We start from the raw sequence: 26,297 nt of genomic DNA on the forward strand, positions 1-26,297 counted from the left end.
TTATAAAGCTTAGATAAAAGTCGATAATTATTTTATGAAGAGAATTATCTATTTAAGCTTAATTATATTTTTTTTATATTCCTGTAGAACAACAGATAAAAAGCCCATCAATAAAGATGTCTATAATTTAGAAACTGATCAAGTTTTTTTACCCCTGCAGGAGAGTCTAGAAAGTGAAGATAACCCTACTAAAGAGGAAGATTTAGTTACTGAAGAGAGTATAAGAGTTTACGATCTTACAGTTCTAAAGGGTGGTTCTTACCCAAAAATAAAAAACGATACTCCATTTACTCCTATAGAACTTGAAATATTACAAAATGAGAGTGGTATAGAGATAGTAGCGACTAATGAAATAGCCCACTATTTTAAATACTTTCTAAGAGATAAAAAAGAGTTAATAAATAAATGGATAATCAATTCTGAAAAATATATACCCGAAATACGAGAGCTATTTATTAGTAATGGACTACCTGTTGAGTTAATTTATCTACCCTTTCTAGAGAGTGGCTATAATACAAATGCCTATTCAAGGGCTGGAGCTGGAGGGATTTGGCAGTTTATGCCAGCTACTGCTAGAAGTTACGGTCTTGCTGTGAATTGGTGGACAGATGAGAGAAGAAGTCCATTCTTAACTACTCCTTATGCTATAAAACACCTAAAAAGGCTCTATAGTATATTTGGAGATTGGTATTTAACGTTAGCCGCTTACAATGCTGGGGAAGGTAGAATATCTAGAGCAATGGAAAAATCTTCATCTAATGATTACGAATCTCTAATCAGAAGTAAAACCCTATCAAATGAGACGATTAAATATGTTCCCCAGTTTATTGCAATTGTTAAGATAATGAAAAATTTGGAACAGTTAGGTCTTAAGCCTATAAACTGGAATATTGAGAGTAATTACACAAAGACAACAATACCAGGAGGTGTGGATTTAGTAGAGTTTTCTAACTCAATAGATCTGAAATGGAGTGATTTTATAAATTTAAATCCATCTTTTAGAAGGAAAGTTAGTGATCCCAATAGGGATTCCACTGTTTTAATTCCAAATAAATATTATGAAAAAGCTGATCAATACTTATCTACAGTAAACCCAATTACTAGTAATAAACTACACTATTACACTGTTAAAAGTGGTGATTCTTGGTGGTTTTTATCAAAACTTACAAGTACCAACATTTTAACCCTTAAACGATTAAACAACATTAATTCAAATAATTTGAAAATTGGACAACGCCTACTACTCCCCAAAACAGAACTAGTTACCACACAGTCTAATCAGTACAAAAAAAGTAACAATAAACTACAAGTACACACTGTAAGAAGTGGCGATACAATATCCAGTATTTCTATATATTACAATATTAAACTCAACTCACTATATAAGGAGAATAATTTAAACTCCTACTCTATCTTACATATAGGTCAAAAAATAAAACTTCCCGGTTATGAGTTAGAGGAACAGAAGAAATCTTTAGACTCAGATAAGTATTATACAGTTAAAAGTGGAGACTCAATCTGGTTAATTGCCCAAAAAACAAAAATACCTTACAAAAAATTATTGGAGATTAACAAACTAAATAGTAAAAGCAAGTTAAGTATTGGGGATCGGATATTACTTTATTAAATAATTAAATTGTTATATTATTCCCCAAGTAAAAGGAGGTATTTTTATGAAAAATGTTGTTATTGCTAATGATCATGGAGCAATTGAATTAAAAGATAGAGTTGTAAAACACCTAGTTTCATTAGGTTATACAGTTAATGATTTAGGTGTAAAAATGGATGAAGCTGCAGACTACCCTGATAAGGCTGTTGAGGCTTGTAATGAGTACTTAAATGGACAGTATGAGTTTGGAATAGTATGCTGTGGTACAGGCATTGGTATTTCCATTGCGGCTAATAAAGTACCAGGGATTAGATGTGCATTAGTTCACAATAATTATACTGCTGAAATGGCTAAAAATCACAATAATGCAAACTTTTTATCCTTTGGTGGTCGAATAGATTATGCAGACTCAATTGAAGATATGCTTAATACATTTATCAATACTGATTTTGGTGGTGATAGGCATCAAAGACGTATAAATAAAATAATGGATGTCGATAAATTAAAATAATTTAAATATTATAAAAGATAAAACCTCTCAAAAGAGAGGTTTTTTTATGAATTATATAATGAAGACTACTCAGCTGGAGTTTGTTCATCAGGTGTAGCTGTTGCTTCAGTAAGAGGGATTTGCTCTCTCTTATCAACGGCACTACCTAGCTGATCCATTTTCTTTTGTTCAAGATACTCAAGGATTTGTGAATTACCAAGAGTTCTAAGTTCATTATTTCTTCTTGCCTCTTCTCTATTTGCAAGAATACCCCATACAGCTTCATCATCAATATCAGATTCAATATCGTCTCTAATAGCCTTATCAAACGTTACATCAATGTTTTTAAAGTAGGATACAAAATCTCCACCTTTGTGATTAGCTGATTTCTTAACTAATAGACCTTTAAAAATCAAACTATTTGATGTTACAGGATATATAGGAGCTGTATTTAACTCTCTATATTTAACTTCTGTAATGTAGTTTGGATTATTCCATGTAAGTGTTCTCCAACCATTAAAGTTTAAGTCTCCAACTGGAACATACTTTTCATTTCCATCAGAATCTGAAAAAACTAAAATTAGTTTATGTGGGAAATTTCTACCATAAACATTAACAGAAATACTTTTTATAGCCCCAACATTTTTTAATACACCATAGTTATTAAATTTATTACCACTTCTAATCCCTTGTTCTAACTCTTCATCTGAAGGCATATACGCAGGAATATCGAAAGGAGGTTTTACAAGAGCATTGGATTCAAAGCTTTCAGGAAAATGCACCCTTACACCCATAACTTGTTCACCAGCAAATCTCTTTGCTGTCTCTTTTACGATAACAGATTGTGTGAAAGATAATCTATCATTTGTTACACTTTGTGCTGATTTGTTTAAAACAACATCCCAACTCTCAACAAATAGTGACTCTTTCATCTGAGCTTTTTCATCATCGGCATACGTTGTTCCTGCGACACTACTATAATCTATAATTGTAGCAGTATTCAGACCATCTTGATCAGCAGTTAAGTCAGCGAAATCAATAATAGTAGCAGTTTCAGCAAAAACTGTAGTTGTTAATAATAAGGTGAACCCTAGTAGAGCTAATAACCTTTTCATGCAGTACTCCTTTTGTCTTTATCTCTTTTATCTCTAAAAAAAAACTTATTTATATTGAAAATTATACTAAGGATGGAACGTTTGTCAACAATAATTATTATTTTTTCTCATCTAAGTCACCTGTAGGCAACTGACTTAAACTAGGTCCAGCCCCTAACAAATTACCATCCACAGTTATAATTACCTCATTGATACTAGAAATATTTCTTAATAAATTCTTTTTAATAAGATTAATAGCATCTTCTAATACTATACCACTATTTTCAGTATAAGTAACAGTACTTAGAGGTAAATCTAAATAAGCAGTTTTTCTATTTATATAAAATTTATTATATTTATATCCATAATTAAAAATCTTTTTATTAAAAACCGACATTGGACCTAGAAATAACTCATCTAAGATCATTTTAGCCTGATTTAACTTATCTCCATTTAGACGGATATATCTATCCTCGTATACAATTTTATCCTCTAATTCATAATTAAACATAAATGAAATCTTTGTATATCTATTTTGATTAATTAAAAACAGGGTTAAACTTAATACAAAACATGTGCCTAAAATAACTGTTGATATTATGTTTTTTCTACTCATTAATACTACCTTATATTTTTTTCATAGGATGAAATAAAATCTACTATCCCATTATAGATTCCATCTGCTACTTTCTGCAAGTATGCTGGATCTGATAATCTCTTACCCTCTACTTCATTAGTGACAAAACCAACTTCTATTAAAACTGATGCCATTCTTGCATTACGGACCACAAACCATATCTCTTCCTTAAGCCCTCTATTATCACTTACATCGTTAAGGTTTGCATCAAGCCCATCTAGTATCGATTTAGCAAGCTCCTGACCCTCTAGGGAGTACTCATCCTCTTTTAAAGCATTTACAATTGTTGTTAACTTCTCATTATTGTTAATATTACTATCTAAGACATTTCGTCTATAACCCTTAGGTAGATACCACACCTCAAAACCCTGGGCTTTTTTATTTAAAGATGCATTAGCGTGTATTGATATGTAGATAACAGCCTCTTTTTTACCAATATCAATATCATTAGCAAGCTCTACACGCTCCTCTAAAGTTAGAAATGTATCATCATTTCTAGTCATTAAAATTTTCTTTTGCAGTAGATTTTTTCTTAACTTATCCACAACAATGTTAGAGATAGATAGAACAACATCTTTCTCTTTAATATTAAAGTTATCATGATCTCCTATTGCACCCGAGTCCCGACCACCGTGACCTGGATCGATAATAATTACAGGAATATTATATAAATTCTCATCATTTACTATCTCTTCATGTTTTAAATCTACTTTTAAAATTCTATATAACAGTGCTGCAGTATCATTATTTATATATAAATCACCATCTTTATATTTAAAACCTACCCCTGTAATTACTCTATTATTATCAACTACAATAGAGGAACTTGAAACCATAAAGGATATCGTAGTCTCATTTTTAATAAGAAGACCTCGACTTCTGTAGGGATTCCATCTTACTTCAGCATCACTTTTTTCTAAAAAATCTCGTAATGATATAGTGTTACTAAAAATTCCAAAGGGTAAGATAAATATTAGTAGTAATAATCTATATTTCCAGTGAATCAAGATAGTATAAAACTCCTTGTAATGACCCATTTATTAATGATAGATAAAAATCATATCCACAGCTGCTATCATCTATAAACTCAACGTTATAATATTCGGACAACTTCTTTATTACACTATTTACAGTTCTATATTGTCTATCTTTTTTTCTTGATTTAAGAATTTTATCAATTTTTTTAACGTATATAGTTTTCCCATCTATCTCAACATCTTCGTCAAGACCTTTTAGAAGTTCTACTTCAAAGTCGTAGGCAGTTGTAGAATCTAGTTGATGGTTGAACAGGAATTTGTCTGTCTCCCACTTATTTGGTTCTAATCTAATTAGGATATCACTTACAGCCTGTTCTGCAGCCTTAATAGCTCCCTTTCTATCTTTACTTCTAGAGATAATATTACCACACTTCTCCACATTATTAATTGGAAAATTAACTTTGTCTCCAACTTCAACATTTATATAAGTATTCATAATATCTTTACTATTTTTTTTAGGTTGTTCTATGGACTTAATATAACCTGGTATTGAAATAACAGATCTCTCCGATGAAAACATACTAAGATTATCACCCTCTAAGATTGTTACATCCTGACCTAAAGATAGTTGAATACCACCTTTTATTAGATCAATCCCACTAGAGTATGGAAATGTCCACCCAGACATATATCCACCAGAGAGCCTGGCTGCTATCTCTCCTATTACAGGACCATTTTCACTTAGTTTCATATCACCTTTAGCACATCCATAATCTATACCCAGAGATTTTATACCCTTTGAAAAAACCTCTATTATACTCTTTTTATCCTCTTCGCTAATATTAGTAGGAATGTTATGTCCCATCTCAACAAAGTATGGAGGAAACTCTATTATCCTATCGGCAAAACCTAAAATATGAACTTCACCATTGATTATTAGAGCATCAAGGCTAAATTCAGGTCCATCAATATACTCCTCTATAATTGCCCTAGAGGTTCTAGAGAACTTAATTGCATTAAAAACATTATCTTTAAGTTCATTAATACTGTTTACTCTAACTACTCCCCTAGCCCCCATACTATCAACAGGTTTTACTACTAATGGAAAAGACAGCCCCTTAATTGACATCTCAATATCCATATCAGATGAGTACTCTACATAGGATGGAGATGGTATATTAGACTCCTTAAAGCAACTTCTCATTCTAATTTTATCTGTAGCATTAAGTGCACTTTGATATTTAATCCCAGGTAGGGATAAATTCTCTGTAATCCAAGCAACTGATGATGAAAAGTCTGTTCCTACTGTAAAAACACCATTTAACCCGTGTTTTTCGTGAAATTTAGTGGCAACCTCAAGTAACCCATTTTTATCTTTGATATCAATTGGATAAAAAACATCACAGTAATTTTTACCTATAGCATCTGGGTTTCCATCTGCGCATAAAACAAATAGCCCCATCTCTTTTGCTTTTTTTAAAGCAGGAATCTGCATAATTCCTGCGCCTAATATTAATATGTTCATATAGTTGTTTCCTTTATACAATATATTTCAAACGTATCTCCAAGTTTGAAAACATGACTGATGATCATAAAGAGTCTGTGTAGAAACTTACCCTTTACATATCGTCCAAATCTATTTGGGTGATGTCCAGTCATCTTGACTTTATATACTTTAAAACCGTACTCTTTCAATACTTTTTTAGCACTTTTAGGGGACCATATAGTAAAATGATCATCAGGACTATTTTTTAAAAAATTGTTATGACTTTTCTTTGAGCTAATACCTGCAGAGTTAGGAGTAGAAAATGCGAATACACCACCTGAATTTAATAAGTTATTAACCTGGGTTAAAACATCGTCAATATTTTTAAAGTGTTCAATTACATACCACATAGTTATACAGTCAAAACTACTATTAAAATCAAGGGGTTTAGAGAGGGGGAATGGGGAGTTTATAGCCTTAAGATCAAGCTCATTATTAATATAATCTACAGCATCCTTTGAGACATCTAACCCATAGGGGGTTAACCCCTTACTCTCAGCAGCCTTTAAAAAAGGACCATAGGCACAACCTATATCTAACAGGGTGCTTTCTGTTTTTACTTTTTTTAAAATATTATTTATTCTACCAAGGCCAAGGTTTGATATATGATCAAAATCTTCTAAATATGTTTTACCATACTGCTCTTTATAATCCTCAAAAAAGTAGTTATTTGAGTAAGTAACATCCTTTTGATGTGCAGCCATATAATCCACCGAACAGTGAAAACAGTGGTAATATGTTCTATTCTTAAACCTTTGAATAGAAGAGTTATTCTTCCTACCACAAATTGGACAGCCTAAGCTAGAGACCTCTAGATTATAAATAAAGTCTGTTAAACTCTCTTTTATACCAAACTCAATATTATTAAAAAGTTTTTTTGCCTTTTTATAATTTATATTAAACTTGTTATCAAGGGTGTAAAATCCAGCCTTATTACTTAAATCCTGATGATACTGGGTAGGATTGACTAAGGCTACTGGCACACCCTCAGCAGCTGCCTCGTAGGCTGTTAAACCGAAGGATGTAATAACTAGGTCGTAGTTAGAGAAAATATTTTTTAAATTACTAAGATTCTCTATCTTATTAACCCCAAAATCCTTTTTAGTAAAAAGTGGCCCAATTACAGTTGTAACACTGTACTTATCCTTTAATGCATCTACTGCTTTTCTAGTTAGTTGATAGGGGTCCTGTCCCCCAAAGGAGATAAGAATGTTTTTTAACTCCCTATCTATTGGTTCTTTTATATTTAAATCTAATAGACCAATATTGTTATAATTAGGTCTAGAATCTAATAGGTTTGGAAGAATATCAATAGTATAAGGGATAAGCTTTCTAGAATCTCCCCCCTCATCGATTGCAACAATAGGAGCTACATTCTTAAGTTTATCATAAAGATATCTATCACTCTCCCTATTATCTAAAACTATTAAATCGATATTATCCGGTATAGTTTTAATTTCACTAAGGGGAAAAACCCTCTCTGAATCAATATCAAACTTGTTAGAAATCTCTTTAACAAATTTTGGATTACGATGAATCACATAGACTTTAAATCTTACATCTGAAAAAAAAGGTAATAACCTTTTTATATGTCCTGTCCCAGCTTTAGGTCCTAAATGTGGATAGAGGACAACTGTTCTTCTTTCAGCCACTTAACTACTCTCTCTATTGGAATAATTTCACCATGATACAACTCATGAAATAACTTTACAATCCTATTGTAATCATCTGATGTATCAATTGTAACAGAACTACCAGGTAATAAATACTTCTGTGGAGAGTTTCCTTGAAAAACCTTATAGATATTTTTATTATTATAAATATATGGAGTTACATGCTCCCTATCATATTTCGAAGATGTTTTACTGTGAGCATCAATTAATACATTAGAATTAATAACTTCAACTCCTGTTCCTAATGGATTATTCAAAAAACCAGAGTAGTCATTACCCTCTTTATTATGTTTATCGATTAATATATTAGCAAGCTCATATGAAACAAGTGGGTTATCCCCTGTTGCTCTAACTACCTGAGTCAAGGCGTAATAATTTATTGCTTGGACAAATCTATCTAAGACATTATCTTTATCCCCTATAAAAATATCATATCCCTGTTTTACTGCTAGAGGTTTAAGATCCTTAAATGAGTCCTCTGTGGTTACTAAAACATACTTATTAGCAGTTATTTTTTTAGCAGCTTTCATAGCATGCTCTATTACTGTTAAGTTCTCTATCTTTAGTAGAGCTTTTTTAGGTAGTCTTGTAGAATCTAAGCGAACTTGTAGCAGTACTCCCCTCATAATTCATCCCAATTTGTTGTTAGATCAGGGGCACTGATTTTAAATCGAAACTTATTTATTTTCACCCACTTTCTAACGGACAAAAATATTTTAATAGCATCAAATATAGAGCTTCCGGATTTATCATAAAAGTTAAAAAATCGCTTAAGAGGGAGATATCCTATATCGTTTTTAATTTTTATAGAGAGGTTTTTTAAACTGTATAATCTATAATACTTATCAGGTGTTATATCCTCAATCTCTCCACCATTTGAATTTAAATATATTAAAAATGATGGATGAACCTTAATACTCTCCCCCCACATATTTGCCCTTAAACCAAAATCCAACTTCTGCCAATAGTTATTTTTTAGATCGATATCAAACCCACCTAACTGGATAAATTTAGTTTTATTATATAGACCTACATACATATAAGGATATAGAGTTCTTGAATTTTTATTATCAACTAAGGATATAACTTTTAGTTGCTCCTTATTAAAAAGAGGAGTCATTAGTGTTGGAATAACATCTTTCTTGTTATCCTTTATAATTGGGGTTGTACAAATTCTCTGCTCTTCTAGAATCTTCTCAAAAAGCCTATAGGATATATCCTTAGAGCTAATATTCATATCATCCCATATTACAAGAACTAACTCACTTAAACTCTCAGAGATTCCAATATTAACCATCTCTCCAACCGAGACTTCATCTTTTAAAATTAAAAACCTAAGCTCATCATTCTCTGAGCTCTCTTTCTCCAAGTCAAAGTGACTCTTAGCTCCTACTTGAATTGAGATAATTTCATGGATACCTAATTTTTTAAGCTCCCCATATAACTCCTTTCGGTAGGGCCTTCCACCTCTACTTAATAATAGTGCTGCAATGGTGTTTACAGACTCCTTCTTTTCCATCTGCTTTTTATTGCCAATTACCGTATAACTAGTATTAACTCTGTTAAAAGTTGAATGTATAGTACTCATCGCATTTCCTACAAAATTCAGAATATTCACAATTTATATGATCGTTATAATATTCTCTTTTTTTATCTATTATATTATCTATATCCCCATTAATAATTGACCCTAAGGGAGTTGAGTTATTTATATCATTAAAACATAACAGAACATCACCTGAGGTATTGATATGAAGATCTCTTTTTAAGTGCCAACATGGGAATCTTTTAAGTGGAGATAGATCTGCAACTTTTAATTCAGGTAGTGTTTTATTATAATCTGAGTATTTCTGTATTATAATATGTTCTGTGAACTCCTGCCAATACCTATAAAAGGGTTCCATATCAACTTCATTTAATTTCATTCTTGTGGCTTGAACCCAAACTCTATTTCCCACTGACTGTATCATTTTTTTAGCAAAATCGTAGGCTTCTAACTGTCCTTCACCCCGTAATTCTCTATATAAAGTAGGGTCTAAAGCGTCTAATAAAATTATTAAATGAACCCTAGAATTAGCCTCTAAACAACAGATTAAATCATCACTCCAGCCTATTCCACTTGTTTCAATATATAGGTCAAAACTATACTTATTTGTTATAAGCTCAACTATTTTAAGAAGATCTTTATGTTTTGTAGGTTCACTCTCTGGGGTAAACGCAACTGTTACATCATCTGAATATTTTTTTATTTTATCTAAAATAGTATCAATATTTTCCAGGCTTATATCCTGTGGCCCTCCGCTTCTTTTAGGTAGATAGGATATATCTTGTACCTGTCCTTTAGTTATTTCCATTGTTATATAACTTGGTTCCTGCATTAATATAATTGGATTATTTTGAAGTATTTTAATTACTGATTTAGAATCAACTCCACCTAAATCATATATACGTTTTAATTGATTAAAGTTTCTTTTACTGTCTGAAGTTAATGAGACTCTTAACAATCTTAGATCAGTTTCCGATATCTTTGTCTCTAATTCAAAAGAGTTTATATCTTTTTTGATTATATTAAAGATACTCTCCCTTGTTATATCGACCTTTGAATCCTTAGTTAAAATTTTTAAGGCACTAAAAATATTTGTATCTAAAATCTCTGGAGTTAAACCGTAGGGATATCCGTCTGCAAAGGTATACTCAGAATAAAATTCTATATGGTCGTTAAACATCTCTTTTGATAATTGGCTATCTAAAAGAGGACAGTCTCCATAAAAGTAAAATAGGTTATCGTACTTATTTGAATATGTATAAAATACATCTATTAAGCTCTCTTCATTCCATGTCTCTTTTATAATACCATTCTCTATATCACTATGTGGTTTTGATAGTAAAAACACTATTTTTTCCACATTTGGTAAACTACTTGAATAATCTAAAATGTTTTGAAGTTGAGTTTTACCATTAAATTCCTCTTCAAAGTAACTAGATATATCTATTAAGTTAATAATTGCAATATTCTTCATACTAAAAACATCGACAAAAATATAATTTTATTGACCTATTTCAAATATTAAAAAATAATACTTATATGAGATACTATCTTTTTCTAACTATTTTAATAGTCATAATTAATCCACTATTCACCCAATCTGATTATTCTTTAAAAAAAGTTATTCAATCTACAACTTTTAAATACTTTGAAGATACTGAGGGTGATTTTGTAATTAATTACAAAACAAGAACAGGCAGAGATCAGAAGGTTATAATAAGAAATGATACAAATACATTTCAGCAGGTAAATATTAGGGAGATACTCTCTATAGCTAAGATATTTAAAAGTAAACCTATTTCTGAGAACCTATCTAACTACCTACTTATCGATAACTACTCTACAAAGTACATAGGTAATTGGGCTATTCATAAAAAGGATGATATTATGACAATAATTTTTATTGTTAAACTTCCCTATAATAGTGGTATCGAGTTAATAGAAGCTGCTATTATTGAGTCTGCAGAAGCTGCTGATGCCCTAGAAAAAGCCCTAGAAGATGAGATTGAAAATAGTAAAAATTAGTGATATTTTACATATATGGAATTAGAAAATCACTTATTTACAGTTAGCGAGTTGAATCAAATAATTAAAGATGTATTAGAGAGTTCTTTCTATTCAATTCAATTAGAGGGTGAAATTTCCAATTTCAGACCAGCTTCAAGTGGTCATTGGTATTTTAGCTTAAAAGATAGTAGTTCAAATATCTCTGTAGTTATGTTTAAAAACAGCTCCTATGCTGTGGACTTTACCCCAAAGGATGGGATGAAGGTTAAGGTTACTGGAAAGTTATCCCTATATAGCCAAAGAGGGACATACCAAATTATATGCAGTAAAATGACCCAATTTGGAGAAGGACAACTCCTTTTAATGTTAGAGGAGAGAAAGAGAAAATTAGCCTCTTTAGGGCTTTTTGATCCATCAATAAAAAAACCCCTACCTAGGTATCCCAATAGAATAGGGATTATAACATCCCACACTGGTGCTGCACTCCAGGATATTTTAAGGGTTCTACACAGAAGACACTGCTTATCTAATATTTTAGTTCTACCTACAAGTGTTCAAGGTGTAGGAGCTGAAAAAACAATAGTTAAACAGTTAAAAAAAGCTAATAAAGATAGATTATGTGACTTAATAATACTATCTAGAGGAGGTGGAAGTGTTGAAGATTTACTACCCTTCTCTGAGGAGAGTGTTGTTAAGGAGATTTATAGATCTAATATACCTATTATAACAGGCATTGGACATGAGATTGACACAACATTAAGTGATTATGCTGCTGATGTTAGAGCTTCTACACCTTCAGCTGCTGGTGAAATTGCAACAGAGGGAGCAGAACAACTATATAATAGTGTTTTTAACTTAAAAATTAGCCTACATCAATCTATTAAGGTTAAGATCTCAAATATTAGGAGTAAAATTCAGATATTTGATAGGGATAGTGTAAAAAGGGTTCTAAACTCAAAGATTGAGAGTAGTATTATCTCTATTGATTATTTAAAAAAAGATATGTTAAATGGGATTACAACAAATATTAGCAGGGGAAAAAACAGCATAACTCAGTATATAAATACGATTGAAGCCCTATCACCATTTAAGTTATTTGAAAAAGGATACTCCTGGGTAACAAAAGATAATAGGTCTATATTAAACCAAAAGATTAACCCTGGGGATACATTAGAAGTGAAGTATAAATTAGGAACTATAAAAACAACAGTAAAGGAAAACAGATGAAATTTGAGGAAAAGTTAAATAGACTTGAAGAGATATCAAAAATAATGAGAGAAGAGAGTCTAGGATTAGATGAATCTATACAGTCCTATGAAGAGGGAATGAAGATAGCCTTAGAACTAGAAAAAGAGCTTACAATATTTGAAAAAAGAGTTCAGATTTTAACAGAAACTCCAGAAGGGGATCAAATAGAAGATTTTAAATAGTTATAAAGAGTCTCTAGTTCAACCCTATCTCCTACTTTTATTCCATTATCCTTAAAATAGCCCTCATTAACCTCTAAAGCGTATAATATAGAGCTCCTTTTTGATTGAATAGGCTCAGTGGAGAGGGGTTTCATACTATATATCTCTAGGATAACTCCCTTTTTATCTATATATGCAATAGAGAGGGGTATTAGAGTGTTTTTCATCCAAAAGGAGACTGCTCTCTCCTTATCAAAAACAAAAATCATTCCGTTATTTTTCCCTAAACTATCCCTATTCATTAAGCCTTGGGCTCTTTTAGTATCTGTGGCTGCAATTTCAACCTGTAAAATTTTTGAATTAATTTTAAGATCAATAGAATCTTCAACAGACTCCCTACTACAGGAGTAAAATAGTGTTAAAAATATTAGAAAAGATAAAACTCTTTTAAAATTCATTGATAAAATCCTCTCTTAGTCTTTCTTGAATCGCTTTTTCTGTAGTATCACTCTCTAATATTTCATTAAACTCAACTAAAGATACATACTTAATTGTTAATGGTTTTTCTAGTGTAATTTTAACTCTATCATCCTGCCAGGTAACGACCTTGGGATTAAGGGATGTATGTTTACCATACTTATCTGTAAATGTGGTATAAATTGTGTGGTAATCTATTTTCTTTGTATCTAGAATAAGGGTGATTGTATATAAAACATCTTTATAAAACTGGAAATAGCCATTGTCTATATATACACTTCCCTTAGACTCAATTATCGACCTATTATCGGTTAATAACATGCTCACATCAGGGTCACCTCTATAGTCAAAGTAACCATTTTTCTCTAAAAGGCTCTTTGTCTCATCTAATGTTAAACCTACTACAATATCCTGAAACCCTAGTGGTAGGGGGAGATTTCTACTTGAGCATATAACTTAATTGATATAATTAAAAATAGTATAAGATTCTGTTTCTTCATTAATTTAATTCCTATATAATGTATAATATCGTAATAATATATTAAATTTTAAGGAGAAACCATGAAAAAAAATCTAATTTTTACTTTATTACTACTTAGCCTTTCATCTTTATTTTCAGAGGATAACCTATTTTATATAAGTGATGAGAGTATATACAGGACATCGTTAAATGAAGCCCAGTATAATGAGAGTAAATATTATACAGAAGGGACTGCTTTTACCCAGGGTTTAGAAATTTATTCAAATACAGAAAACGTCTATATTTATTTTAACGGGAAAAAAAGCCTGGCATCAAATATTTCTTACAACAGTCTACCTAGTGGAACCTATAGTCTCCAGATTAAAAAGAGTGGTTATAAATCCATATACTTATTAGTAGATATAATTGATGGTAAACGTACGATTATTAATGTAACTCTAGCTAGAGAGTACGGGTTTTTAAGGGTAAATGTCGATGAACCTAATAGTGTAATATATCTAAACAATATTAAATTTGATAATAACAACCCAATACCTACAGGTTCTTATAGTTTAAAAGTTAAGAGTTTTGGTTATGAAGAGTTTAAAACTAATATTCTAATTATTGACAACTATACAAAGATAATTGACGTAAACCTTGAAAAGGCTCCATTTAAACTTACTAGTATAAAAACTAATAAAGATTATTTTAATCCTAATGCATATGAAGGTTTCTCATCCATTAATTTTTATATTAGTGTTAATGGCCCTGGGAATGGGAACCTCATAATATATAATGTTGATAATGAGATTATACATACTAGGAGTTTAAATTTTACTAATTGGACAACAAAAGTTAATTTTAATGGTGGGGATGTTAATAACTTGTTAGATGGTTTTTACACTGTGAAAGTAGAAACAGAAGATCAGGAAGTTTCAACTAATTTTAATGTAGATTCTACACTAATAAATCGAAACATAGGAATATATAATGGGTTTTCAGGTCTTTTAAACTGTCCAACAGCTGAAATAAATAGTAAACCAATACTCTATAACTCCATAGGACTTGGGTATAATGTTGGAAGCTCTACACTCTCCCTACCTATTTTCCTCTCAATTACAAAATCGGATAGTTTACAGTTTCATGGTGGTTTAGAGATTGATCTAAATACTGTTAATTCAGAAAGTGATGTAAATCTATCCCTAGGACTGCTATATAGTTATAAGTTAAGTAGTTCTAGAATTGGATTAAATTTAAACTACAACTTTGAGTCTAACCAGAGTGATGAAGTATATAATTATGGAAACTCATTAATAATTAATACACCTATAACCCTTAATAGAGATAGTATCTATTTTTCTATAACTCCAGAATATCATTATAATTTTAATGGTTTTGATAGTGTAAACCTTTCAGGTGGAGTACATTTTGATAACCAGAAGAGTAGAAGTGGAATATCGGTAAAAGTTAATAATATACTAGATAGAATTGACTATAACTATGGGATAGAACATACAATTTTACTAAAGAATAGCCAAAGCTATTTAGGATTATCCCTATTAAGTGATGATGATTTTAATATCTCTTTTCTACTATCCCTTTCTAATCTCTACTAAAACTTAGATAGTAAAAAAATAAGAGTAAATATAAGTGTAAAAAAGAGGCTTAAAAAGATTCTAAATGTGAATCTTTTTTTCCTCTTATTCACCCTTTTTAAGTAGCCACACTTTGGACAACCATCCTCAAAATCTAGAGAGTTACCTATAAATTTACACTTTGGACATAAGACAGAACTAAACTCACTATTACAGTTTGAACAATAATCCTGATTTAAAGGAACTTCTGCCCCACACTTCTGACAATAAAAAGTCCTCATTACTTCTTCTTTATTGCTAAGATTGTTAGGTCGTCGTATTGGTCATCCTCTTTTATATGGGAGAAAAAATCGTGTTGGGCATTCTCCCCCTTATCAACCTTAAACTTATAATAAGATGAGTATTGTTCAAAATGCTGCATTAAAAAGTTATTTACAACCTTATCAATTTTTATTGTATCCTCTTTATTGGCACTAGGGTCAGGATTTAATCTAAATACTTTCTCCACAGCAATTAGTCCAAGCACAGCGTCTTTAACCTCTCCTTTTAGTGTACTAAAGTTAAAATCAAAATTAGCCTCAGGTTGTGGATAGTGATACTTCTTAAGGGAGTAATTAGTTTTATGTATAACAGAGTGTAGTATCTCATTTATTCTAGGGACTCCTAACTCTTCAAACTCTTCATTAACTGCATGGGTATCATGTAACTCCCCCTCTTTAAGTCCTGGATGAGTACAAACTATCTCATTATACTTTTCATCTCTAAATAGATGTTTAGACTCCTCAACACCATCTGTAAATAGGAATAAGATGTCATTTTTCCCCAGGGTTGTTGTCTCAACTTTATACCCTCCCTGCATCTCTAACATGTCAGAGGAGAAGATACCAGCTGCTGGAACCTCGTGGAGAACCATAGTCTCCATCTCATGTTTTTTAGCTCTATAGATATGAACAAGATTATCCCCAGCATTACACATATAACACTTCCCTGTTTTAGTATTTAATATAACAACTATAAAGGCAGCAAAACGTCCTTTAAAACCCCTCTCTTCTAATAGATCATTCATTGAGTATACTAGTTCATCTATTTTATACCCCTGTTCCCTAACGGACCATTTTCTAAAATAAGATAAAAAGATGGTCGCTACTTCTACCATAATAAGGGAGGCAGGAACACCCTTTCCTGCAATATCACACTTGATCATAGCAAAGTGATCTTCATCTATCTGTCTATAGTCAAAGTAGTCACCAGAAACACCCTTAGCACCTTCATAATATCCAAAAACAGATATCTCTTTGTTATCAAACTGTCCTGTTGTTAACTTACCCTCTCCATTAGGGTTAAGCTCTAGGGGGATGAACATCTTCTGAATCTCTTTACCCATGGTTACGTCTTTAGACATAGCAGCAGCCTTAACTAACCCCTCTGTCATCTGATTAACAGTTGATGCAAGGGTGAATAACTCATCCTTGGATTTAACTACAATCTCATGATTTTTTAATTCTGATTTATCCTCTGTATCACGGATCATCTGAACCCCTGCTACAAGTTTTTTAATTGGATTTATCATAAATGTAGCTAAAAATAGAGCCCCTATTATTCCGATTAAAATTGCTACAATTGCTGTAATACCCACCCGAATAATAAGATTGTTTATAGAGTTCAAAATCTCCATATTAATTGTCTCTGTTGATACTTCAAGTCTAACTAGACCTTTGTAAAATGTATCAACCCCTGTTTCATTATATAAAATGGGTTTATAAAAAACGTAGGATGATTGATCCTGAACAGTCTCATAATTAACTATTGGAACTACTCCTGTATTTGATGACATTAGTGATAGGGCATCACTTATTTGTGTATTAAGAGTATTAATGATCTCAGAGAGCTCACTACCCCTAGCACCAGTTGCATTTATTCTCTCTGCACTTAGCCGTATAAGCTCCTCTTTTTTATCTAATAGCTCTTTAGTACCCTTATCCTCAATATCCTTAATAAGTAGCTCTACCTCTTCTGATAGGGAGTCTCTATACTGAGTTTGACCAATAACAATCTCCCTTGGATAACCAAGATCTGTAATAATTTTTCTAAGTTTAAGATCATCTTCTAAACTGTTATTTTCATTTAAAATATAGTATCCAGCCTCTATACTATAGAGTTTTAATAGTAGTTGAAGCTCATCTTCCCTAATAATATCAGCAAAGTTATCGTTAAAACTTTTAATCTCAATTCTATTTGGTAGTGGAACAAAATAGCCCGCTGTTTGTTGATCAGTATACGCCCATAATGCGTTTGTAACATTAGAGTCTGAAGATGATACACCTACAATAGTCCCCCACATTACTTCTGGCATAGCCTCAGTAGTTGAAATTAGGTTATTTAAGTCTAGAACGGACTTTCTTTCAATATAATCCTTTGCACCTGAAACAAGGGAATTTAGTAGTATTTCTGTTCTACTAACTAAACCGTCTGTCAAGTTTTTCTTCTGGGTATCTATCATGAAATTTGCAAGTGGTAGACTGATTAAAACGATTACCCCTATAATTAAACTGATTATTAGGGCTGTAAATTTAACCCTTAGTCCAAATCCTTTTTTCTTCATATCTCTAATCCTTAATATAACTTTTTCATCTAAAAATGGGGTACCATTAACTAAAGCTTTAGCATCATGATAGAGTCTACTTCTCTCTCTATTTATAACACTTAGTTTAAATATTGAGAATAATAACATTATTAATGCTGAAACTATAATTAGGGTGAATATTAGAAATTCGAAGGAGACATTTACCCTTTTTTGACTTATAGTTTGCCACACCTCTTCATAACCCTTGGTAAAATCTCCAAACTTAACAGTTCCAGTGGATTCAACTCTTATTACAGGACCACTAAAATATGTTCCCCTAACAGGATGGATGATTCCAACTCTATATGTTCCACCCTCTATATCGTCTAAGTTTGGTCCCTCAATTCTTCTATCTGTAACCACATTAAATACATTAGGGTCATTTTCAAACCTATAGTCCCATGGCTCAAGACCATCCCTATCTAAAATTACAACATCAACATCTCCATCAGCTTTAAAACCTCGCCCATGAATAGTTGTTACTAGTTCACCATTTGTATTTTGGCTATAGCTTATATAGGAGATGTAAGTTACCGGGATATACTTATTTAATCTAAAAATAAAGGCTTCAGGTCTACCTATATTACCTGCACTATCCAATGCCCTAACAGTTAGGGCATAAAACCCATTATCGAAGTTATTAAAAGAGACAGATTGAACATTAGTGAAATTATTAGATATTTTAACCCTGTTTATATTAAAGTTATTACTATCGTAGTTTGTACCAAGATAGGTTATAACATTAGAAAAGCCTACAACATCATCATCAAAAGTATCCCATTTTATTAACTCACTATTTGATAATAAAAATCCGTTTTCATCGGTTTTAGGCTCTGGGAAATAGACCTTATCAGGGGGAGTTTTGTCATATATATATCTATACGTTGATAAATCCGATAGGTTTCCTGCATTATCCTCAGCATAAATTGAGAAGATATACTCTCCATCTTCTGTGGCTTCTAGGAAACTAGATATTTCAACATTTGATAAGACTCTATTTTGGACTAGAACTTCCCCTTCACTATTTTCCCATGAGTAATAGAACCCCTTAATACCAGAGGAGTCATTAGGTTTACTCCATCTAAATCTAACATTTGTTTTGTTATCCCTCTTTTTATAGGATGATGAGATTATAGGTGCATCAACATCCCTATCCGGATTTAATGCCTGTATTCTAGACCTTGTACTGTTATAACTCTCTCTATTTATAGTTTGATCTTCCCAATAGACACGTAAGGAGTCCTTAAACTGAACAAAATCCCCAAATATAGAGAAGTAGTTTCTATCATCACTTACTATTTTTTCTATCCACAAACCTGATTGTTTATCCGGTATTGCCATAACTATATCATTAGAACCTAGCTGATTATCAAACCATAGAAGATAAAATTCCTCATTAAACTCAAAACCCCTTGGTCTACTACAACTTCTAGTACCACTTGTAACCTTTTCACTATTTATTAGGGTGTATCCATCACTATCTTTGGTTAGATAACTAAAATAAATCTTAGAAGCCTCATACCCATAACTTCTTTCCCATGTAAGACCTATCTGATTCTCCCTAATAACAAAGGATGGTCTTTGGTTATCAAAGGCACTAAAAGCCTGATTCCCAGAACCAGTTATAAACTCATCACTTCCTGTTAATAGTTTATCCTCACCCCAACTATCTTCATCTAGTTGTTTACTTTTAATAAATAGTTGGAAGTTATTATCCTCATTTGTTGATGTTACAACAGATTGATATACAACTAACTCTTCATTATTATAGTATTTGTATATAGGTAGACCACTTTGGTCAGAATTTCTATTTATAAATTCCCTATTTAAACTCCAATTTTCACCATCTTCACTTGTCCTTGAAAAGATAGATATGGCTCCAGACTCTAATGATATCTCACTATTATCCTCTTGAACCTCTGTTGTTAATACTTTTAATTGGGATACAAATAGGATATATCCTAGCTCACCATCAATACCCCTAAAATAGATAGATGGGGATAAAACAGCCCTATCATAATCTAGTGTGGTTAACTCTTCTAAATTTAGACTTCCTGACTTAAGATAGAAGATAGTTAGCCTATTAAAGGATGATTTACTACCAGATGATGAGACTAAAATTAAGTTTCCTTCCCTATCACTATCTATACTATAATATTTAGGTGGGGTTATACCATAAAACTCAACAGGGGCTACACTGTGTTTTACTTCCTCCCATAGATAACCGTCACTACTTCTTCTAATTACTAAATTTGAGACTCCTCCATCATTACCAGGAAAGTAATTAATCTCCTGCCACGCACTATAGAGATAGTTATCACTAGACTTAAAACTGGAGAAGAGGGAGATTCCTTCACTTATAACCTCCTTCTCAGCCCAAAAAAGAGTTTGTGGAAAGATAACTGAGCTTAAAAGAATAAAAATTGAGATTAGGAATAATCTAGAATAACTCTTCATATTTATATTGTAATTTCCACCTTAATCTTAATTTCGACTCTATTTATTAGTTCCTTTAACTTTGGATAATTTTTATTTTTATCATTAGCTCTTAATATAATTAAAATTTTGTCCCTAGCCTCGAAGTAGTTCCCCTCAATAAAATCTTTTTGTGCCTCTCTAAAGAGCCTATCCTCATTGGGAGCTAGTTGGAAGTTAGACTCCTCACCTAACATAACAAGGATATCATCAATTACAACTGGGATTTCCTGATTATTTGGGTTTAAACTTAGGGCTTTTTGTAAATCAGTTAATATTCCTCTTAATGAGTCGATATCTGTTTGATCAATACTTCTTAACTTATTCTGAGCATTTACAAAAATAGCATCACTCTCTCTAATATTAGATGTATCCACTGGGAGTCTTTTAAATCCTAGAGCAACTTCTGATAGATTAATAATCTGTTGAACCTGATTCTTTTGATCATCTTCAGCAATTTTAAGAAGATCCTTAAATCTTGTATAGGACTCATTAATAATTTTACGTTTATCCTCAATATCGCTCTTCTCCCGATCTATTTGAGTTTTACTCTTACCAACTGTTGATGTGGGAGTATAAAATCTCTCTAGAAGGACTCTACGTCTACTACCTGAATATCTTGGATTTAATCTATATGCATCTCTAACTATCTCTTCATAGGCTAGTAATATTGCCTCTTCATTATTCGGTTCAATAAAGTTTACATTTTCAATAGCTTTTAAAACATTACTTCTATATCTATTAAAATCATTTCTAAATATTACTTTAAAGGATTCTGGGTCCTTAGATTTTAAGACTTGTAACTGTAAAAATCTGGCTCTCTCATTTAGTGGTCTTACTTCTAACACTTTTAGTAGATAACTATCCGCAACTGCAAAGGATTTTAGCTTATTCACCTTATTTTCTTCCTTTACACCCTCCCTATATGCATTCTCTGCAAAACTTAAATATCCTGCTAAAATGCTGTATAGAGGCTCGGTAACACTTAAATAACGACCAGATTCAATAGCTAAGGCATCCCTAGTTAGTGCTAACCAGTATGGGATCTCAGGATGGGGTTCTGTATTTATCTCAGCCCACCTTAACTCAGCCTCTTTAAATAGATCCGATGCAGGAATATAGGCACCCTCTAAATACTGGGTTTTCCCAAGGGTGATTAATTGCCTTACATCCCTAATAACAATCCTTGCTTCCTCTTGTTTTATCTCATCATTTAGTCTATATAAAGATGGAATTAATTCATTAATTACATAACTATTGTTACTATAGCTAATAGCAGTTTCCGATATAGTTTTACCAGTCTCAATTAACTCCCTTGCAACGTTAAAGTCTTCTCTTTCAAAGGCGTTAAGGGCATTTTGGTAGGTTGTTACCCCTCTATTTTCAGACTCCTTTGAAAGTGTAATTTTATTTATGGCTTCATTTTTATATCTATTTAGAAGGTCCCGATTAACTGTTGCTAACTCAAGGGATTTTAAAGCACTATCAAACCTGGAGCTAAAACCTTTGTTTTCAAAAATATAGCTCTTTTCATTCTCAAACTTACTTATAAAACCCTCTAGTTTTGTAATATATTGGGAGTATTCAAGTTCAATATTTTCTAAATTCTCTAGGGCGGTTTCAGGATTATATGTTAAAAGCTCCCTCTCATCAGTATTGTTTATATCAAAAAAGACTTTAATATTTTGTGGACTATCTGTAGGTAATGCAGCCTTTCGTATTGCGTCCCCCATAGCATCACTTCCATCAACTATTTCATCAGAATCAACTTCAAAAATATCAATAAAATTCTCTCTACTTAAGTTACTTACAAGTGTTATCTCCTGGTCTATATATCTCTTTTCTAACTTTTCGATCTCTTTTTTAATATCTGCTATCCATAAAGGAGCTTTTTTATATTTTAATATTGTTCTTTTATTTATATTATCTTCTATTTTATTCCACTCACTAATTCTTGTTTTTGCAAGGATTAAATTTTCATTTATGTAGTTTCTATAAGTTGTATAATCCTCATTATCAAAACTCTCTAAATCAATTTTCAGCTGGGTAATAGTTTTAAAAGAGTCTATAACCTGTAATCCTACCTGGGAGTCTCCATAATAACTATACTTATCAACAAGAATATCCCTACCTGTTATATTTAAATTATCGTCAATATCTATAAAAATCTTCCAGAGTGAAGTTGTATCCCTTAAAGCCTTAAGGGATGATGAAATACTATTAAAAATAGGGGTAGATTCATCATATAAACCACTATCAAATTTATCTACAGCAATTTTATAGTCTGAATTAATTCTATTCTCAAGTTTGCTTACAATATCATTTATATAACGGGGGAATAGAGAATTAATAATATACAATATTCCCTCTTCTTCCTGGGATCTACCGTCTAGGGTTAATGTGGCATATGTTATAAAGTTACTTTTAGAACCCTCTATTGTTATTTTTGAAAAGAGTTCATTGTAATCAAAAAGCTTACTATTTATCTTAGTAAAATTGTCTATAATATCTGGGATTTCCTTAATAGATTCAAGGGTAGAAACAAGTCTTTCATTATTTATCTCCTCCTCTTCAATTAGAGTATTAACTATAGCCATATTATCCTGTAACAAGATAATATAATTTTTAAGAGACTCTACACTACTTTTAATTTGGTTAACTTCTAAATAGGAGCTATTTTTTAAGGTGTTATAATAACTATTTAGTGAAACATCCTCATCTATTACATTTAAATCAACATTTTCAATTGGGGATGTGGTTTCATTATCCTCCATTAAAAGATCAAACTCATCCCTATGAAAGTCTAAACATAACAGATATATATCTAATGCATTATTATACTCTTCTACTTTAAGGAACTCTAAAGCCTGATCCATTAGGGTTTTAAACTTCTTCCTATTAACAACAAAAGTTGCTGCATCCCTAGCATTACGCAGGAAGACTTTTGATAACTGATCAGGATTTGGGTTTAAATCCTTAATCTTATTAATTATAAGGTCACCCTTTTCAAAATCCTCTTCATCATATATGGCTGTTATAAGATCATCCATTAAAGTATTGATTTTTTCCCGTTCTACTCTAACTGTATCTAATAATTCTTGAACCTCATAAATAGATTTAGGATTCTCTATAGAGTATGTAGTTAATAGTTTAATAGCCTCATCATATTTTTTCTCTTCTATTAGCTGTTTTGCAATATCAATATCGCTTATTTCACTACTACCTTTGGAATAGACAAGAGTGGTAGAGAATAATATAATAAACAACATTATTATTATTTGCTTCATCTATATTAGAACTCCTGCCAAAATTTGTTTTATAATATATACTATAGGTGACGATAGAATCATTATATGTATTAACGGCAGATTGTGGAAGAGAATTTATTTTGGAGGATGTTTGAAGCGATATATTATATTATTAACCCTATTTTTCTTAACAAACACCCTTTTTTCCCAGGATGCCCTAGAGCTATACTCTAAGATTTACGATATTTTTGTAGACTCAAATGAGCAGAATGACAATAGTGGTTTAAACTCATTTCTTACTCTATATATTCCTCCAGGTGGCAAGTATGAAGGCATGGGTACAGCTTTTACTGGGGTATCAGACGATATAGGCTTTTTTAATGCAAATCCCTCTGTTAGTTCTAGATTAAACCTCTCTGAAGTATCATTTTTCCATAATGAGTTTATAGAAGATGTTGATATGGAGACTATTGCCTTTACAGGAAGATATAAAGATTTTGGTTATGGCTTTCAAGGAAAGTGGTTACATATAGGTTTTACAGCTGTAAATGAGTGGGCAGAGAGGGATAATAAGGGTATATATTCTGAATTTATATTAAAAAATAATATCTCTTGGAATCTACTTAGAGGTTTTGATTTTTCAGGTATTTCCATTGGATTAAATACAAATATTGGTTATAGAAGTGTGCCTATGGTATACAACAATCTTAATGTTCAGGATCAATCATCCTTTGCACTATTTTTTGATTTAGGATTATTAACAGAGTTCAATTTATTTAAATTTTACTCCTCAAGAAGTAGGAATTTTTCAATAGGCCTATCATTTTTAAATATTGGAAGAGAGTTTATAGATGGACCAGACCCACTTCCATCATCTATAAATATTGGATTTGCCTACTCCCTTATTGAACCATTAACAATATCCTATGATCTTTCTTATAAGTTTAATTTACATAACTATCCATCAAAAGATGAGAATGGAGACTTCTCCCCGGTAGTCTACGGTTTTAATGAAGGAGAGGGATTCTACCATGGGATAGGTTTTGATATTAGGATATTAGATATAGCCTCACTACATGGAGGTTTTTTATATAAACCAGATACACCAAGATTAACAATTGGTACAGAGATAAATTACAATAAATCTCCAGGGGAAGATGTTAATTTAGAGAAGGAGTATTTAGACTCTAAAAATGAGTTTATATTGGCAATTAACTACTCCCTAGACCTTATGCCAGAGACCCCTTTAAATAGAATAAGTGTTGAGTTAAAAATTAATTTAGGTGATTATCAAAGATTTGAAACAAGGGAGAAAATCCAAGAGTTATATGTTAAGGGCCTTCAAATTTATTCTAATGGTGAAATTGAAGAGGCTATAAAGATCTGGGAGAAGTGTATTGAATTAGATAGTAAATTTGATCCTGCTATTAGAATGAAAAGTTTAGCAGAACAGTCTATAGAATTACAGGTTAAAATAAAAGAGAAGAGTTCAATAGAGTAAACTACTGCATATTTACTAAAATTTCACTCTTATTAAAAAGTGTAGCGTAGGATTTACCAGACATTCCAAGAAAATCCTTAACTTCGTAATTTGCCCCTGCACTTAATAGGTAGTTAGAGACTTCCACATCACCATGTCCTACAGCTAAAATTAAAGCAGTCTGACCATTTTTACTCTGGGTTTCTAGATCAGCCCCTTGGGCAACTAAAATCTTTATCGATTCTAAGTCACCAACAGATGCTGCATCCATTATTGGAGTATTGTGCCTATCTTCACTTATAGCGTTAATATCTGCACCTATCTCTATTAGATATTGAACAATATCTAAATGGTTTGTTCTAACAGCTAAGCAGAGCATAGGAACACCTTTAGAGTTCCGTGATGAACTAGAGAAGCCTGCATCAATATATTTTTTTACTATCTCTAGTTGACCTGAAGAGATTGATTCCCCCATAGCGTCATTACTTAGGGCAAAACCAGTATCTATTAAGTGTTTTCTAGCACTCTCTTTACGTTGAATAGAGCTAAAACTCTTATATTCATAATCAGCATAAATTTCAACACTTTCATATCCATGTCCAAAATTATACATTTTTAATAGGGTATCAGCAGAATCTATTCCCTCTGTTAAGTAGAAGTAGTGTCCTTTATTTGACCCTGATATGTATCCTAACATTCCAGTTAACCATCTATTATCAAAATTTTCTTTAGAGAGAATTACAAAGATATGGGAATATGAGTCTAAAACACTATATAGTGCTGCTAATTGATTTATACTCCAATCTACATCTATCTTTGTAGCATCAATCTTTAGCCCCCTAGAGTTAAATATCTTAAATATTCTCTTAAGAACATATCTATCATTCTCAGGATACAAAATTATACTATTCAAACTTCCACCTATTTAGTAATTACTTTAATAACATTATA

Annotated in this window: 21 protein-coding genes; 7 read left to right on the plus strand and 14 right to left on the minus strand. The window is 31.7% G+C overall.

From position 1 onward, the window contains the following. The first annotated feature begins 34 nt into the window (after positions 1–34). Together EW093_RS00435 and EW093_RS00440 are read left to right on the plus strand one after the other, a co-directional pair. The gene (locus EW093_RS00435; RefSeq protein WP_149566491.1) at positions 35–1,627 is read left to right on the plus strand and encodes a lytic transglycosylase domain-containing protein; all 1,593 of its coding nucleotides are present in this window, start codon (positions 35–37) and stop codon (positions 1,625–1,627) included. A gap of 46 nt (positions 1,628–1,673) precedes the next feature. Then, positions 1,674–2,120 (plus strand): RpiB/LacA/LacB family sugar-phosphate isomerase, encoded by a 447-nt coding sequence (locus EW093_RS00440; RefSeq protein WP_149566492.1) that lies wholly within the window; start codon positions 1,674–1,676, stop codon positions 2,118–2,120. 65 nt (positions 2,121–2,185) lie between these two features. Here EW093_RS00440 and EW093_RS00445 read toward each other — a convergent pair whose 3' ends face one another. The 8 genes from EW093_RS00445 to EW093_RS00480 all read right to left on the minus strand — a co-directional run bounded on the left by EW093_RS00445 (position 2,186) and on the right by EW093_RS00480 (position 11,046). Continuing rightward, positions 2,186–3,214, minus strand: a complete 1,029-nt coding sequence (locus EW093_RS00445) for a flagellar filament outer layer protein FlaA (RefSeq protein WP_149566493.1) — start codon at positions 3,212–3,214, stop codon at positions 2,186–2,188. 97 nt (positions 3,215–3,311) lie between these two features. Continuing rightward, a complete protein-coding gene (locus EW093_RS00450) occupies positions 3,312–3,809 on the minus strand; it encodes a GerMN domain-containing protein (RefSeq protein ID WP_149566494.1) in 498 nt (165 codons plus the stop codon). A 5-nt stretch (positions 3,810–3,814) separates the two neighbouring features. Then, positions 3,815–4,837 carry an N-acetylmuramoyl-L-alanine amidase gene (locus EW093_RS00455; RefSeq protein WP_187759764.1) on the minus strand — a complete coding sequence of 341 codons (1,023 nt, stop codon included), beginning with the start codon at positions 4,835–4,837 and terminating at the stop codon, positions 3,815–3,817. Further along, positions 4,818–6,332: an ATP-grasp domain-containing protein gene (locus EW093_RS00460; RefSeq protein WP_149566496.1), complete on the minus strand. Its 1,515-nt coding sequence runs from the start codon at positions 6,330–6,332 to the stop codon at positions 4,818–4,820. The genes EW093_RS00455 and EW093_RS00460 overlap by 20 nt, the downstream gene beginning before the upstream one ends. Next, positions 6,329–8,005, minus strand: a complete 1,677-nt coding sequence (locus tag EW093_RS00465; protein ID WP_149566497.1) for a class I SAM-dependent methyltransferase — start codon at positions 8,003–8,005, stop codon at positions 6,329–6,331. The genes EW093_RS00460 and EW093_RS00465 overlap by 4 nt, the downstream gene beginning before the upstream one ends. After that, positions 7,966–8,652: a cytidylyltransferase domain-containing protein gene (locus EW093_RS00470; RefSeq protein ID WP_149566498.1), complete on the minus strand. Its 687-nt coding sequence runs from the start codon at positions 8,650–8,652 to the stop codon at positions 7,966–7,968. Before EW093_RS00470 ends, EW093_RS00465 begins: the two co-directional genes overlap by 40 nt. After that, a complete protein-coding gene (locus EW093_RS00475; protein WP_149566499.1) occupies positions 8,649–9,614 on the minus strand; it encodes a hypothetical protein in 966 nt (321 codons plus the stop codon). Before EW093_RS00475 ends, EW093_RS00470 begins: the two co-directional genes overlap by 4 nt. Beyond that, complete coding sequence (locus tag EW093_RS00480) at positions 9,589–11,046, minus strand: spiro-SPASM protein (protein WP_149566500.1); 1,458 nt, start codon at positions 11,044–11,046, stop codon at positions 9,589–9,591. Before EW093_RS00480 ends, EW093_RS00475 begins: the two co-directional genes overlap by 26 nt. A 65-nt stretch (positions 11,047–11,111) precedes the next feature. Between EW093_RS00480 and EW093_RS00485 the strand changes: the two genes are divergently transcribed. From EW093_RS00485 to xseB, 3 genes are read left to right on the plus strand one after another with little or no spacing between them, the layout of a single operon-like run. Then, on the plus strand, positions 11,112–11,597 hold the full coding sequence (locus EW093_RS00485; RefSeq protein ID WP_149566501.1) for a hypothetical protein: 486 nt from the start codon (positions 11,112–11,114) through the stop codon (positions 11,595–11,597). A gap of 15 nt (positions 11,598–11,612) precedes the next feature. After that, positions 11,613–12,806 carry an exodeoxyribonuclease VII large subunit gene (gene xseA, locus EW093_RS00490; protein WP_149566502.1) on the plus strand — a complete coding sequence of 398 codons (1,194 nt, stop codon included), beginning with the start codon at positions 11,613–11,615 and terminating at the stop codon, positions 12,804–12,806. Then, positions 12,803–13,009, plus strand: coding sequence for an exodeoxyribonuclease VII small subunit (gene xseB / locus EW093_RS00495; protein WP_149566503.1), 207 nt, complete (start codon positions 12,803–12,805; stop codon positions 13,007–13,009). Before xseA ends, xseB begins: the two co-directional genes overlap by 4 nt. Here xseB and EW093_RS00500 read toward each other — a convergent pair. Further along, positions 12,988–13,446 (minus strand): DUF192 domain-containing protein, encoded by a 459-nt coding sequence (locus tag EW093_RS00500; RefSeq protein ID WP_149566504.1) that lies wholly within the window; start codon positions 13,444–13,446, stop codon positions 12,988–12,990. The genes xseB and EW093_RS00500 overlap by 22 nt on opposite strands. Then, a complete protein-coding gene (locus tag EW093_RS00505) occupies positions 13,436–13,792 on the minus strand; it encodes a hypothetical protein (protein WP_149566505.1) in 357 nt (118 codons plus the stop codon). Before EW093_RS00505 ends, EW093_RS00500 begins: the two co-directional genes overlap by 11 nt. Positions 13,793–14,026: 234 nt before the next feature. On the opposite strand from EW093_RS00505, the gene EW093_RS00510 reads away from it, so the two are divergent. Then, positions 14,027–15,541 carry a PEGA domain-containing protein gene (locus EW093_RS00510; protein WP_149566506.1) on the plus strand — a complete coding sequence of 505 codons (1,515 nt, stop codon included), beginning with the start codon at positions 14,027–14,029 and terminating at the stop codon, positions 15,539–15,541. On the opposite strand, the gene EW093_RS00515 is transcribed toward EW093_RS00510, so the two are convergent. Genes EW093_RS00515 through EW093_RS00525 form a run of 3 tightly spaced genes read right to left on the minus strand, consistent with a single transcriptional unit; the run spans position 15,538 to position 23,905 of the window. Then, positions 15,538–15,801 (minus strand): zinc ribbon domain-containing protein, encoded by a 264-nt coding sequence (locus tag EW093_RS00515; RefSeq protein WP_149566507.1) that lies wholly within the window; start codon positions 15,799–15,801, stop codon positions 15,538–15,540. The genes EW093_RS00510 and EW093_RS00515 overlap by 4 nt on opposite strands. Continuing rightward, complete coding sequence (locus EW093_RS00520; RefSeq protein WP_149566508.1) at positions 15,801–20,600, minus strand: SpoIIE family protein phosphatase; 4,800 nt, start codon at positions 20,598–20,600, stop codon at positions 15,801–15,803. The genes EW093_RS00515 and EW093_RS00520 overlap by 1 nt, the downstream gene beginning before the upstream one ends. Before the next feature lie 2 nt (positions 20,601–20,602). Further along, complete coding sequence (locus EW093_RS00525; protein WP_149566509.1) at positions 20,603–23,905, minus strand: hypothetical protein; 3,303 nt, start codon at positions 23,903–23,905, stop codon at positions 20,603–20,605. Positions 23,906–24,017: 112 nt separating this feature from the next. Between EW093_RS00525 and EW093_RS00530 the strand changes: the two genes are divergently transcribed. Continuing rightward, positions 24,018–25,367 (plus strand): UPF0164 family protein, encoded by a 1,350-nt coding sequence (locus EW093_RS00530; protein WP_187759765.1) that lies wholly within the window; start codon positions 24,018–24,020, stop codon positions 25,365–25,367. A gap of 1 nt (position 25,368) precedes the next feature. Here EW093_RS00530 and EW093_RS00535 read toward each other — a convergent pair whose 3' ends face one another. Then, positions 25,369–26,259: an ankyrin repeat domain-containing protein gene (locus EW093_RS00535; RefSeq protein ID WP_149566511.1), complete on the minus strand. Its 891-nt coding sequence runs from the start codon at positions 26,257–26,259 to the stop codon at positions 25,369–25,371. Positions 26,260–26,297: the final 38 nt, after the last annotated feature.

This window comes from Thiospirochaeta perfilievii (assembly GCF_008329945.1).
In the GTDB taxonomy this organism is placed as follows: Bacteria; Spirochaetota; Spirochaetia; order DSM-2461; family DSM-2461; genus Thiospirochaeta; species Thiospirochaeta perfilievii.